The sequence below is a fragment of the Scytonema sp. PCC 10023 genome (assembly GCF_963920835.1).
Taxonomy (GTDB): Bacteria; Cyanobacteriota; Cyanobacteriia; order Cyanobacteriales; family Nostocaceae; genus Kalymmatonema.
The window spans coordinates 92,138-105,927 of the sequence record NZ_CAWUDP010000014.1 but is presented as its reverse complement, the minus strand read 5'-3'; the positions used below and the strand labels follow the sequence as shown (position 1 = coordinate 105,927).

The window sequence follows — 13,790 nt, the reverse complement described above, 5'->3', positions numbered from 1 at the left end:
GGAACCGCTGAGGCGCTCTTGGCGCAGAGCAAGAACTCTTTTAAAATATCATCTGTGGATGAATCAATTTATATCCTGCGTCTTTTATCTTTTTATTAGACACCTTGGCGTTATATGGGCGCTTACTCTCTTGGGAAGAATCCCATTTAACTTTAGGTAGATTGTGTGTTTCACACAGACGGTCAAGTAATTCTCCAGTTGTGAGATGGGCATCATCAACTAAGTTATAGATGCCTTGCAGCCGATTCCGACGGGCAAACCTAATGCCACCAATAATGTCATCAAGGTGAATCCAATTTGTTGTATCCTTGCCATTGCCCGGTCGGGTTGTACCAGCATATCGACCAAATATTTTTACCAGTTCTCGACCTGGACCATAAATTCCTCCTAATCGCAAAATACAAACACGGAGGTTTTCACTTGATGCTGAGAGTAAAACTTGCTCGGTATCGCTAAGAATTTGCCCATTTTGGTGAGCGGGTGCAATCAGTGATTCTTCATCCACCCACGCTCCGTTTCTGTCACCATAAACAGCGTAACTCCCTGTATATATCAGTTGTCCCACACTGGGAATCTGCTTTAAGACAGAGACTAAAGTTTGAGCAGTGTGTAGATAAGTTTCTTCGTAAACATCGGCACTTTTTGCACCGACACTCAAAAGCACAACATCTTGATTTCTCAAGACTGATTTGAGCAAGTCTGAGTCGTTTCCTTGTACTACTACGACTTGTTGGGCTACTGTTTGTAATTCTGGGACACGTTCAGGAGTGGTTGTGGTGGCGGTGACTACAAAAGTCATTTCTTGTTGCCAGTATCGAGCAATTGCACAACCCACATATCCGCAACCAATAATCGCAACGTTCATTGTCGTAGTTATTCGTAAATTTTCCCATCGGGCATGATTGCCCCAACCAAGTTAGCTCCAATCAGTTTAACAAGAAGTCTGTCACCAGAACGAATACGCGCTCCTGTTAAATTTGCTCCCCGTAAATCTGCTCCGCTCAAATCTGCTCCAATTAAGTTAGCACCACGTAAATTGGCTTCTCTCAAGTCGGCTAAAAGTAGGTTAGCTCTAAATAAATTTGCCTCAGACAAATTTGCACCTGTAAGATTTGCTTTGTGCATAAACGTATCACTGAGGTTGGCACCACACAAGTTCGCATAACTCAGGTTTCTACCAGATAAATCTCTGCCTTGTAAGTTTGCCCGACTAAAATCTTTTCCACTTAAGTCTGGGTTTTGCTTTGGTGGTTGATGGGTTTTTTGGGTTGGCTGTTTGTGTACAGATGGCGCATGATGATGTAACGTTTGATACTTCATTTTTGAGAGGCGCAATTTTTCACGAGCCTCATTAATGTCTTGTAGCTTTTTTTGCGCTTTCTCTTGTAAGCGCGTATTGTCTTTTGGAAGGCGATCGGGATGCCATACAAAAGCCAAATCTTTATAAGCTTGGGTCACTTCGTCAAATGTTGCCCCAGGCTCTAATTCCAACACTCTATAATACTGCTCCAACTCGCTCATAAGACTTTCAGTGGAAATTATCTTAATTATGAGTGATGCAACCGATTAGCGGCTCAATTATTTGTCAAACTTTTTTGCTATTGGGTAATTTTAGCTAAAACCCGAGACTTCTCAGTATTATTTGCAAAGCTTGAGATTACACTTGAGCAACAGTAACTTTCTGTTTTACTACGCCATACGAGTATGCTAACAGATGCACTTTTTCCAAAAAAATACAACAAGCATCCTGTACCCACGTCTCATACTCTATACTTTACATAAGTTTGAATTGAATTTGCTTTTTAAAACTGTTAAAAATGACATACTCCTTAATATTGTGTAATTTATTTTTTTGTTTTGTAAAATTTATTAAGTTGCCGCAGTTTCTCGAATCTTTAGATAGCTGCTAACATTTCTAGGATAGAAACATCACCACGGCGCTTCAGCCTGGAAAATTAAGCAACGCCCGAGATTTTCCAATATCTATTGTTAAGTCATAAGCTTTAAGCCATTGAAGTGATTATGACCTGCGGCTTAACACCAAGTCTTTCTTAATTTTCAAAGACCTAGGAAACGCTGTTGTATGGCTCGCCAATATGCCATAAGTGGAATTTGATAAATTTCAATAAAAAGCCAAATAATAATTGTGAGATGCGACAACAGAGTTAATATCGTCCAGATATATGGTAACCAAGATAGGGGAGTTGCTGGATGGGGTGGGAAATTATAAGCCACTATCCCAATTAAAGTTGTTGGCAGGAGTACAAAAGCAGCAGCACCTATCACATAACCCCAACCAAATTCTACACCTTCTATTTGCGCTTCTGTCCAATTAAAGCCATTCCAATGCCAAATGAGGGGCGGTTGTCTCGATGGCATTTTAAGAAGCTGTTGTTCTACATTGACAGTAAAAATCTGTTGACAGAAGTCACAAGACATAGCCTCCATGAGTGGCATATGACTAATCTTACCCACACGACAGACCGGGCAGGGGTAAACTCCTTGATAATTGAAAGATGTGGTTAAAATTTTGGAACTGGACATAATAATACTTGGTCGTCTTCAAGTGTTAATACAGTCAATTGTGAGTTAAGAAGAACTCAGTTGTCAGAACGCAGAACACAGAACCGGACATCCCCATGAATAAATGCGCGGGTATTTAAAGTGCGGACGCTTTGTTTCTAAGAGAAAGCGGGCACACTGCGCGTTGGCGGAGATTGCGCTTTGCGCTTACGCACTACGTGTCTTGAAACAATTCTTTTTCTTCTTTCCATAACGGAGTTGGGAGCTTGCATCCTTTTACTTATTCCTCCAAGCTGACTACTGAGTTCTGAGTTCTGAGTTCTTTCTTCGGTCAAAATGATGAATGATGGATTATGAAATGAGCAGTCCACACTAATTTCTCATTCAGGATTCATACATTCATTCTTTCTCCATGCTCTGTGAAATAAAAGATTTTTAAAGTTCTGTAAATGAGATGATAGCCAGCCAGCAATAAGTTTTGATTGCCAGAATTGTACTGAGTTTAACCCTTTTTTTTTAGTTCTGGTGGTCTTGACGCGACTCGTTTCCTATGCTAACGTCAGAAAACATAAGTGTAAATTAAATTATTCAACTAAACGCCTGACAAATGATCAGCAGCAATTCCTATTTTTATTTTTGGTTTAGGGTGGTTCACCGGGAGTGAGTCAAGTTTCCTTATGGAAGCCGCCCGGTGAACCGCAGAGCGCACTCTGCGGTTTTTGTTTTTTAAGGAGTGAAATTTCATCGTGATGACTTATTTCAGTAGCTGGTTTTATGGCTTTTACTTTTACCCCAGAATAAGTTCCGGGTAAGTCGCGTCATGTCGATGAATCGTTAAAGCCCGGAACTGACAAAGGTTCTGGGCTTTTTTAGTGTCAACCTCTCATTTTTGTTTTTTAGGAGAATCCAACCATGAATAATGCTAAACTAGCGGCAAAATCTCATCCTCACCATCAGACAATCATCAACCTCTCCGAAAAAGTCGCTTTTGGTGGTACGGAACTGGTGATTATTGGCGGACCTTGCGCTGTTGAAAGCGCCCAACAAATGGAAACAGTCGCCCAAAACTTATCCGCTGCACCCGTACAAGCTTTGCGTGGCGGTGTCTACAAACCCCGCACTTCTCCCTACGCCTTCCAGGGAATGGGAGAGGAAGGACTAGAAATTTTGGCAGGGGTGCGATCGCACTACAATATCCCAGTCATCACCGAAGTTATGTCAATTTCGCAAATTGAAGTCGTCGCCGCTCATGTTGATATGCTGCAAGTGGGTAGCCGCAATATGCAAAACTTCGATTTGCTCAAAGCTTTAGGACAAGCAGGTAAGCCGATACTCCTTAAACGCGGCTTGTCGGCAACAATTGAAGAATTCGTGATGGCAGCCGAATATATCTTAAGCCACGGAAATCCTGATGTGGTGCTGTGCGAACGGGGTATCCGCAGCTTTGATAATTACACCCGTAATGTCCTGGATTTAGGAGCTGTGGCGGCTCTTAAGCAAATCACTCACTTGCCTGTGATTGTAGACCCTTCGCATGCTGTAGGTAAACGGGAACTCGTGGCACCTGTTGCAAAGGCGGCTGTTGCTTGTGGGGCAGATGGGTTAATTATTGAGTGTCACCCAGAACCAGAAAAATCTGTTTCTGATGCACGTCAAGCGCTGTCTTTGGAAGATATGGTGAATTTAGTTGATAGCTTAAGGCTTGTAGCAGCATCTGTTGGACGGAGTATATCGCAAAACATCGGGGCGGGTTTCAAACCTGCCCCTATTTGTTGTGCGGCTTAATTGATAACCAGAGGGAAGCGATCGCTCTTTTCTCTAGTAAATCTCTTGCAGTCGTCAATCTTTATGAAAATGAAACCACAGATGGACACAGATGGACACAGATGAATAACTCGTGTTTATCGGTGTGCATCTATGGTTCTGTTTATGCAACACGTGTATTACAGAGGGCGATCGGCCTTTTATGAGGGTTTTTGTGCAAAACATAACTCTTACGACTTACGCAGTAATAACGGAAAAACGAACCGCAAAGGACACGAAGGACACGAAGGAAAGAGGTTTTCAGAGAGATTTTGCGTAAGTCCTGACTCTAATTCACTCTGGTTGCTACACGCGATCGTCCATTTTGATGCACAATCACATGGGATGCCTTGCCTGTCTCATCCACTACGAATGTACGTTGAGTATCCATCACCTTCATAAAAAACTTTGTTGAGGACTCTGGAAAAATTTCAACTCGTTCTTCTCCAGCCCATTGCGTAAAAATGCGATCAGACTCTTTTGTAACTGTCATGATCCATTCAGGATCGAGTTCATATTGCCCGACGTAGGCATCATAAATAGCCGGATCTAGTTCAATCGCTTGCCGCCCTTTAGGCAGTTCGTACGGTTCACCAAACAAAATAGCCGCTAAAGCATTCGCAATAGAGACGACTGGTGCTGGTGCTGCTGGTGCATCAATGTTCGTGAGCACAATGATAGAGACTTGTTCATCTGGATATCGAGCAATGCGAGTGCTAAAGCCATTAATCCCGCCACCGTGGTACAAAAGCTTGCGATCATAGTGGGTACAGATAATTCCTCCATAGCCGTGGTAATATCCTTTGCCATCTTCTGCTTCCCGAATCGTGACCTTGGGGGTAAACATCATCCCCTCGACGCTTGTAATTTTACGTCTTTTGGGGGATGAAATAGCCCTGCTTTTATGAGGGGATGTACTTAGGACGCGGTGCTTTGCGCTCCGGGCACGGAGTGCCCGCCAAGGAGCGATCGCGTCTCTACACCTTCACAACAAGTTTGACCAAAAAAGACCACAGAATAGGAATCATTCGTCAGAATATTAAACGCGCTTTTCTCGCCGTGAATTAAGAGTTCTGGGGAGTGAGTATTGGTAGGCGTGCCCCCGGATAAATCCTTTGGAGACCAACAAACTTTTTCGGTACTTAAATCCCCCGGATTCACTCGTGCGTGGATATTCTGATTACTGTGTTCTGTGTTCTGCGTTCTTCTTAATTGTTCTATTAATTTTGTCTGGTAACGACACGGGACGATGTCAACGGGACTCAGTCAAAATAGAACTAAACACCCCCATAGCTTGTTTTAACTGCTTAGCTGTATCTGCCTGTTCTCGATAAGTTCGTATGTAGTCCAAACTCAATCCGAGAAACGGTACTAAGTAGGTAATAATCTTGAGAAAATGGGCGACGTGGAAATGGTCGTCAAACAACTCTTTTGAACCAAAAACCATATGCAGTTGAGTGGCTACTTGGGGAATAATGCTGATGACGAGGGCATGAGAGAACAGACTTGGATATTTGTAGTAAAAGCGAGGGAAAACAACAAGACCTGCAAAGATAAATAGTAACAGCGGAACGAGATCCCAAGGACGAGTCACTATAGAGTTAGGAAATATGGTTTTGGGCAGAGTAGCGCTGTGAGCGCAGATAGATACAATCCAAAAAGCAATTATTCCACAAACTAGACTCGCAAGCACTACCAAACCGATACCCCCCTTCCACTTTTTTGGCTGAACGATCAGAAAAAAGCTTGTACCACCAAGCAGAATGAGAGCATTGAAAAGTCGGCAGATTGCCCAAGTGAAGGGGATGAGATTCTGGTTATCTGCCACACCCTGAATTAATCTATCAGCTGCTAGAGTGTGAAATGCATCCATGCACCCGGCGCTAAAAAGTGCTACGCCAATGATCAGAGTGACGACATCACCCTTAAGGTAGAAATGTATTAAAGACAAAATTACTGTGAAGATTGCTGTACAGAAGGCACTCCACTCTAAAATGGTGTGTGTAAAGCTGCCTGAGAGAGTGTAGTGCATCACATCGATGATTTCGCCCTTAGTCGTATTCGCCAGTGGGGCATTTAAGGTTTGTGAGGGCGAACCAAAATCTACTCCCAGTAGATTCAGCAAGCTAGGCAACACACATATTCCGACCACTGCCCAAACCAATTGAACAGGAATCCTAGTTTTTTTCATAGAAATTTCTGAGGTATTTCGCTTAACTTATAAGTAGCTTATCTCAGTATATTCTGGGATATGTGAAGTAGTGGCAGTATGATTGGCAATTCCTCATACATCCCACTCGCTCAACAGCCTACGATTGTTTTTTCACTTAGGGACGCATTTTACCCAAAGCCCCAAATTTGTTCCCGTACCAAAGACTACGTGCTAGCTCAGTAAATTTTTGGAAAAAGCCAAAATTTCATAACTCATCTTTGGCAATTAACCAGACTTGAAAAGATTTATGAGCTATCAATTTCATCAGGATTCACAGGCTTCTCATCAAAAATCGTGCCCAAAAGATGAGAATACCACACTGCACCAACCGAGGACTGCTTCCACTGGTCATAGAAATCGAAGATTTGGTGTTCGACTGTTGCAGCCGCTAAGGTTAAAAACTAAAGTCACACTAGCTACTGCTATTGGCACACTCTCATTACTGGCAACTGGGACAACGGCTTATCCATTGGCTCAGCAATCAACTAGTCAGGAAATTAACCAAGCTCAACAAACCAGAGCCTCTGCTCTAGCAGATTTTGACAACATTGTCGTCAAAAGCAACAATCGATACCAGTTGGTAACCGACCTGGCTTGGAAAACACCAAATGGTTTGCCTTCTTTTAATAGGGAGGTAATTTTTGCAGTCAACAAAGCAACTGCATTTGCTCCCCAAGAAGATTTACTCCTGACTCTGGTGATTCGGACTGTGCTGACAGCGTTGGTGGTGATTGCGATCGCTGCTTTCTTGTATAAGTGGGGCATCCGTCCGATTCTAAATAAGACTAAAGCGGAAGGAAAACTGGGTCAAGGAGAAGTTGATAGCGACATTGATCAAGGAGAAGACGTCGCCGCGTTAGGGTCTAAAATCAATTTGATGGCAGACCAATTGAAGCTTTTAGTTACCGAACAAGCAGAACAATCCCGTCGCCTAGAAGCTGAAGCCAAGCGAACACAGATATTTACGGACATTACCCTGCACATTCGTCAATTTTTAAACCAGAAAGATATCCTCCAAACAACAGTTGATGCGATCCGAAACTCACTTGCAACCGAGCGAGTCGTTGTATATCGCTTTCATAAAGACGGTGGTGGAACTGTCATAGCAGAATCTGTTGCTGCTGATTTCCCAAGAACTATCGATAAACAAATAGATGACCCCTGTTTTAGGGAGCGTTATGTACAACAGTATAAAAATGGTCGGGTGCGTGCGATTGATAATATCTACCAGGCAAATCTTACAGATTGTCACATCAAAACTTTGGAACAATTTGCAGTCAAGGCAAATTTGGTCGCGCCAATTCTTCAAGAAAAACAGCTCGTCGGCTTACTGATTGCTCATCAGTGTAGCCAACCTCGTACTTTTAAGGAGTGGGAAATCAATTTATTCGCACAGTTAGCAATCCAAGTTGGATTTGCTCTAGACCAAGCAGCTCTTTTGGAACAGCTTGAAGTTGTTTCGCAAGAGCAACGTCAACAAAAAGAAGCGCTCCAGCAAAAACTGGTCGAATTGGTAAGTAGTATCGAGGCGGTATCCGAGGGCGATTTAACTGTGAAGGCTGAAGTGACAGCAGGTGAAATCGGTATAATTGCTGACTTTTTCAATTCCATCATTGAAAGCTTGCGACAAATTGTCACTGTTGTCAAAAAAGCTGCCCAGCAAGTAAATGTTGCCGTTGGGGAAAACTCAGGTGCAGTCCAGCTACTGGCTTTTGAAGCGCTCAAACAGACCGAACAGATTACCCGCACTCTTGAAGACGTCAATCAAATGACCCTTTCAATTCAAGCTGTAGCCGATAGCGCCCGCCAAGCGAAAGCAGTAGCCCGCACTGCCTTTGACATAGCCAGAGCAAGCGCCGAAGCAATGGATAGCACTGTCTCTAGTATCTTGAATTTGAAACAGACAGTGACAGAAACAGCTAACAAGGTGAACCGTTTAGGTGAATCTTCCCAAGAAATTTCCATGGTTGTGTCATTGATTAACAAAATCGCCCTGCAAACCAACTTGTTATCTATCAATGCCAGTCTGGAGATGACACGGATGGGTGATGAAGGTCGGGGCTTTGTTGTAGTGGTGGAAGAAATTGGTGAATTAGCCGCGCAGTCTGCCCAAGCGACGACAGAAATACAACAAATCTTGGAGAACATTCAATTGGGAACCAGCGACGTGGTTAAAGCTATGGAAACGGGAAGCGCCCAAGTGGTGGAGGGAGCTAATCTTGTCAAAAATGCCAAGCTCAGCCTAGAGCAAATTTTAGAGTTGTCTCGCCAGATTGACCAGTTAGTGCAGTCGATTTCAAGTGCGACAGTGTCTCAAGCTCAGACTTCTGGTACTGTTGCTGTTTTGATGAAGGAGATTGCCAAAGTTTCAGAACGCACTTCAGATTCCTCTGCCATTGTGTCTGGCTCTCTACAAAAAACTTTAGAGATAGCGCAGCAATTGCAAAAGTCTGTCGGTGTATTCAAAACTGGTGACCAAAATTGACCGACTCAGTTATCAGTTATCAGTTATCAGTTATCAGACAACAGGTTTGTTTGGTACAAGCCCACGCCAGGTCTCTCAACGGGACGCCACATCCTTCAAGTCGGCGAAGCCGCTACATTTTTCCGAGACTTAACCGGACAACCTTGGCAAAAAAGGCGGGTTTTTTTGTCAACAAGTACGAGTAATTGAGAATTACCGCCTTTTTTGCCCCCACCACAAATATCTGTGGGACCTTAAGGAGTACTCGTGGGGGAAGGAAGTCCTGTTTTGTCATGGTTTCACCCAACCCACCCCAAAAAAAGTGTATTCAATACAAATGAGAAACACTATAGACTTATAGAGCGCTTAAGCGCTCACTACAAACCTATCAAAGATCGCTCTTGTTGCAAAAAAAAGCGGGCTAGGCAATTTGCCCATCCCACCAAAGTAGTTCTATAAGAGCGATCGCCCAAGGGAGAGTTCCCTCTGGGAGCATCGCTCTAAAATTCGTTTGTTGTGCTTAAGTTCCAGAAGTCCAAGAGTTTGTGTACTCAATTTGGTCTGAGGTGAGGGTATCAATCTGAATTCCCATCGCCTCCAACTTCAGCCGTGCAATTTCTTGATCGACTTCAGTTGGAATTGAGTGGATACCGGGTTCGAGCTGACCCTTATTCTTCACGAGGTATTCGCAACCCAAAGCCTGGTTGGCGAAACTCATATCCATCACCGCACTGGGATGTCCTTCGGCTGCGGCTAGGTTAATCAAGCGTCCTTCACCAAGAACGACAACGGATTTGCCACTTTGCAGGCGATATTCTTGGGTGAAGGGACGTACTGTCTTGACTTCCTTCGCTTTAGCGCCCAAGGCGACGAGATCCAATTCAATGTCAAAGTGACCGGAGTTACAGACAATCGCGCCGTCTTTCATCACATCGAAATGCTCACCACGAATGACGTGCTTGTTACCTGTGACAGTCACAAACAAGTCGCCCAAAGGTGCAGCTTCCGCCATTGGAAGTACGCGGAAACCATCCATGACGGCTTCAATTGCTTTGATGGGGTCAATTTCGGTGACAATTACGTTAGCACCGAGTCCCCGCGCCCGTAATGCTGTACCTTTACCGCACCAGCCGTAACCAACAACAACTAAGGTTTTCCCAGCAAGCAGGATATTTGTAGCGCGGATAATGCCGTCGAGGGTGGATTGTCCGGTACCGTAGCGGTTATCAAAGAAATGTTTGGTGTCAGCGTCGTTGACGTTGACTGCGGGGAAGGTGAGAACGCCATCTCTAAACATGGCGCGTAACCGCACAATTCCTGTTGTGGTTTCTTCTGTGGTACCAATGATGTCAGTAAGTTGGTGCTGGCGTTGTTGTACCAGAGTCGCGACGACATCACAACCGTCATCGATGATGATGTTGGGGCGATGGTCTAAAGCGATTTGTACGTGGCGGCTGTAGGTTTCGTTATCTTCACCTTTGATGGCAAAGACAGGAATTTCATGATCGGCGACGAGGCTAGCAGCTACGTCGTCTTGAGTTGATAGGGGATTGCTGGCAATCAGCAGAGCGTCTGCACCACCTGCTTTCAGTGCAATTGCTAGGTGTGCTGTTTCTGTGGTCACATGGCAGCAAGCCACAAGGCGAATACCCGCAAAGGGTTTTTCTTGGGCGAAGCGATCGCGGATTTGCCGTAAAACTGGCATTTCGCGTCCAGCCCATTCAATGCGCTGTCTTCCCAAGGAAGCTAGGGCGAGGTCTTTAACCTCGTGCTTTAATCGGGGAGAAGTTGCGGTCATTAAATAGTTCCTCAATTAGAAAGAAATTGGCGTAAATTCTTACGCACACTACTAGATTATTCCACAATTAGCAAAATGCCTGCTTCAAGTGTGAAATATAATGTGTGATTAATTTGTTAATTTTATACTTTTGCCTAAAAACTTTATTTTTTCTTCTGTCATCTACCTAAAGATAGGGAAAAAGCAAAAAAAACCAGAAATTATGACCTTAAGATTTGTTAAAACTTGACTGAAGACGGATACAATTACACAGTTTGAGTTTGGAGTATGGCTCTAAGAGTACTGAACTGTACATTTTGCTCAAGGAGGTGTAAAAGTGCGCTTTCAATTTTTGGCGATAGCTCTTTCTTCCACAGTGATAACAGTAGGGGCAATGCCTCGAGTCACAGCGCAGATTCCTTTTTTGCCTACGGTGCAACTTCCCACCCATCGCACTCAAGAATCAGATACCAGAGTGGTTTCTCGGTGGGTGTATTTGGATGGTCGTCGGGTGATACAGATAGCGGCACCAAGGACAAACGTTTCAGAACGTTCACAACAAGTTCAACGAAATTTGAATCAAATTACCGAAGATTTCTTGAAAAAACCTGACTCAAAGCTTGATGTGCAGGTTGAGCGTTCAGCTGGTTCACCACCAGTCATTCGCGTCAATGGTTATTACCTGATGACCGTCACTTCCCAGGACGCGAACCAGCTACAGGTAAATACCCCCTCAGCGGCGGCAGATTTAATCGCCCAAACGTTGGACGACGAATTCAATGAGGCAAGAAACGAGCGACGATCCGAATCTTTAATCCGCCAGGGTGCAATTGCTGGCGCAACTGGTCTGGGGATGATTGTATTGAGTTGGGGAGTGTATAGCTGGCAGCGCCGCTCAAGAAAGTACCCACTACAGCCGCCGCCTCCAACCTCAGCAGAAGCTAAACCTATTACAACACAGCTGACTCAACAGGAACATCAACATCTCAAAGAAGTCAAGCGGCGACTTTCTCAGCTAGGGCAAGGAACGATTTGGGGCGGTGGAACTTTCTTCATACTCGGTCTGTTTCCCTACACGCGACCGCTTCAGATCCTCATTATCTCAGCGGCGCAAATTCCTTTGAGCTTGGGTGTTGTGGTACTGGGAACTTATGTGGCAGTACGTCTCTCCTATGCCCTGATTGACCGCTTTACCACTGCTTTGATCAACAGTAGTGCATTACTAACTCCTCAAACGTCGGAACGGCTACAGTTGCGAGTTTCTACAATTTCTGGCGTTTCCAAAGGTATTGTGACCGTTGTCTGGGTAGGGGTTGGCATCCTGCTATCCCTGACGACGCTGGGTATAAATATTGGTCCGTTGCTAGCTGGTGCCGGTTTGGTTGGTGTTGCCGTATCCCTCGCGTCGCAAAACCTGATTAAAGATGCGATCAACGGCTTTCTGATCATCGTCGAAGACCAGTACGCTTTGGGCGATGTCATTAACGTGGGAGATGTGGGAGGTTTGGTAGAAAATCTAAATCTGCGGATGACTCAACTGCGCGATGCGGAAGGACGGCTGATTACGATCCCCAACAGCGAAATCAAAATAGTTGCGAATCTTTCTAGTCGCTGGTCACGCGCTGACTTAACTATCCCAGTTGCCTATCAAACCAATATTGACCAAGCTTTAAAGTTGATTGAAACTGTCGCCTTAGAGATGGACCAAGACCCAAAATGGCAAAATCCAATTTTGGAAACCCCCCAAGTTTTAGGAATAGATAATTTTGGCGACAGAGGTTTGATTATCCGCGTCTGGATTAAGACACAGCCCCTAAAGCAATGGGAAGTCGCACGGGAGTATCGCCGTCGTCTGAAAGTCGCCTTCGACCACGCCGGAATTTCCATTCCTTTGCCTCAACAATCGATTTGGGTAAACGATTTTCAACTCCAGACACCTCCACTTGATGGCAACGGCAATTCGTCAATAGTTAAACAGACAGATCATAGGGCGTCTACACATTAAGGGATTTCCAACAAATAAATTATCCATTTTATGGAAGAGCCAGCGCCCTTCTCCGGCAGGAGAAGGGCGTTGTGCCGGACTGCTCGCCCTAAGCCAGTTGCCGACAAGATGTCTGCCTCCACAAGAGGTAGCTGGATACTTTTTTATTTGGAAGTCCTTAATTACTTTTAAGAAGAACACATAGGTTAGAACGGCTGCATTTAAGGCGATCGCCACAATACGATGAGCAGCACCAGAGTTACTGACAATCATACAAGAGCGGCGATTCCAACGGTCTACCAACCCACCAGCCAACGGGGAGATGGCGATTGCCATGCGCGGGCACGCAAGAGAGCGCAATCGCACTGTACCAGTTGCGTAAGTCCTGTGAGGCTAAGTCAGTGGCTGATCCAGTGCGCTGATATACCCAGATACTCAAGGCAAAGCTAGTGAGAAAAGAGCCGATGAGAGAGATGATCTGTCCAAACCAAATGACGATGAACAGACGCATTCCTATAGTTGTTGGATGTTGCTTTATCTGCTGATTCCTCAATCATCTGCCTGTGACCGCTCAATGCAGATTGATAGTTGTTGTGCTAAAACCTGAACGTGAGGTTCACTGAGCATTGTGAAATGGTTACCTGGAACAAGGTGGATATCCAGAGGTTGAGCAGAAAACTTGTCCCAGCCCATTCCTAGTTCATCTAAAGTTTCAGAGTTTGCATGACTAACAGCATCAATCTCGCTAGCCCTGAAAAACGTAATCTGATCTGGATAGACTGCTTGTGGCATATAAACAGAAGCTGTTTGAAAGTTAGTTTTGAAAACCTGGATTAAACCGCGAGCTTGCTTAATTCCTATATGGGGAGGCAGGAAATTGACCATTTGTAACTGCGCTCTAGAGAGACTTAATTAACGGGAAAAGTCAGATGGAACAAAAGGGGCAACATGGTGTTTACATCATGTACACTGTTCTCATGGTGAAAATTAAATGGGAATGAACGGTGGGCAAGGCTTCTAGAAAATG

11 protein-coding genes are annotated in these 13,790 nt (G+C 44.5%); 3 read left to right on the top strand and 8 right to left on the bottom strand.

From position 1 onward, the window contains the following. Positions 1 to 40 precede the first annotated feature (40 nt). The 3 genes from ACM0OZ_RS11175 to ACM0OZ_RS11165 form a co-directional block, all read right to left on the bottom strand. Positions 41 to 865 carry an SDR family oxidoreductase gene (locus ACM0OZ_RS11175; protein ID WP_414582908.1) on the bottom strand — a complete coding sequence of 275 codons (825 nt, stop codon included), beginning with the start codon at positions 863 to 865 and terminating at the stop codon, positions 41 to 43. An 8-nt stretch (positions 866 to 873) separates the two neighbouring features. Continuing rightward, on the bottom strand, positions 874 to 1,521 hold the full coding sequence (locus ACM0OZ_RS11170) for a pentapeptide repeat-containing protein (protein ID WP_414582907.1): 648 nt from the start codon (positions 1,519 to 1,521) through the stop codon (positions 874 to 876). A 537-nt stretch (positions 1,522 to 2,058) separates the two neighbouring features. Beyond that, entirely contained in the window at positions 2,059 to 2,544 is a 486-nt protein-coding gene (locus ACM0OZ_RS11165) for a hypothetical protein (RefSeq protein ID WP_414582905.1), read from the bottom strand. Between the two features lie 891 nt (positions 2,545 to 3,435). Here ACM0OZ_RS11165 and aroF point away from each other — a divergent pair. Next, entirely contained in the window at positions 3,436 to 4,308 is an 873-nt protein-coding gene (gene aroF, locus ACM0OZ_RS11160) for a 3-deoxy-7-phosphoheptulonate synthase (RefSeq protein ID WP_414582904.1), read from the top strand. Positions 4,309 to 4,615: 307 nt separating this feature from the next. On the opposite strand, the gene ACM0OZ_RS11155 is transcribed toward aroF, so the two are convergent. Next, positions 4,616 to 5,176: a DUF3471 domain-containing protein gene (locus ACM0OZ_RS11155; RefSeq protein ID WP_414582903.1), complete on the bottom strand. Its 561-nt coding sequence runs from the start codon at positions 5,174 to 5,176 to the stop codon at positions 4,616 to 4,618. A 402-nt stretch (positions 5,177 to 5,578) separates the two neighbouring features. Beyond that, positions 5,579 to 6,517 carry an MASE3 domain-containing protein gene (locus ACM0OZ_RS11150; RefSeq protein ID WP_414582902.1) on the bottom strand — a complete coding sequence of 313 codons (939 nt, stop codon included), beginning with the start codon at positions 6,515 to 6,517 and terminating at the stop codon, positions 5,579 to 5,581. 268 nt (positions 6,518 to 6,785) lie between these two features. Between ACM0OZ_RS11150 and ACM0OZ_RS11145 the strand changes: the two genes are divergently transcribed. Next, on the top strand, positions 6,786 to 9,023 hold the full coding sequence (locus tag ACM0OZ_RS11145) for a methyl-accepting chemotaxis protein (RefSeq protein WP_414582901.1): 2,238 nt from the start codon (positions 6,786 to 6,788) through the stop codon (positions 9,021 to 9,023). Between the two features lie 499 nt (positions 9,024 to 9,522). On the opposite strand, the gene ahcY is transcribed toward ACM0OZ_RS11145, so the two are convergent. Next, positions 9,523 to 10,800, bottom strand: coding sequence for an adenosylhomocysteinase (gene ahcY / locus ACM0OZ_RS11140; protein WP_414582900.1), 1,278 nt, complete (start codon positions 10,798 to 10,800; stop codon positions 9,523 to 9,525). Positions 10,801 to 11,116: 316 nt separating this feature from the next. Here ahcY and ACM0OZ_RS11135 point away from each other — a divergent pair, with 316 nt between their 5' ends. Next, complete coding sequence (locus ACM0OZ_RS11135; protein ID WP_414582898.1) at positions 11,117 to 12,784, top strand: mechanosensitive ion channel family protein; 1,668 nt, start codon at positions 11,117 to 11,119, stop codon at positions 12,782 to 12,784. Here ACM0OZ_RS11135 and ACM0OZ_RS11130 read toward each other — a convergent pair. Both ACM0OZ_RS11130 and ACM0OZ_RS11125 read right to left on the bottom strand, forming a co-directional pair. Next, on the bottom strand, positions 12,743 to 13,099 hold the full coding sequence (locus ACM0OZ_RS11130) for a hypothetical protein (RefSeq protein WP_414582896.1): 357 nt from the start codon (positions 13,097 to 13,099) through the stop codon (positions 12,743 to 12,745). The two genes, ACM0OZ_RS11135 and ACM0OZ_RS11130, sit on opposite strands and share 42 nt — an antisense overlap. A 213-nt stretch (positions 13,100 to 13,312) precedes the next feature. Next, positions 13,313 to 13,648 carry a hypothetical protein gene (locus ACM0OZ_RS11125; protein WP_414582894.1) on the bottom strand — a complete coding sequence of 112 codons (336 nt, stop codon included), beginning with the start codon at positions 13,646 to 13,648 and terminating at the stop codon, positions 13,313 to 13,315. Positions 13,649 to 13,790 lie beyond the last annotated feature (142 nt).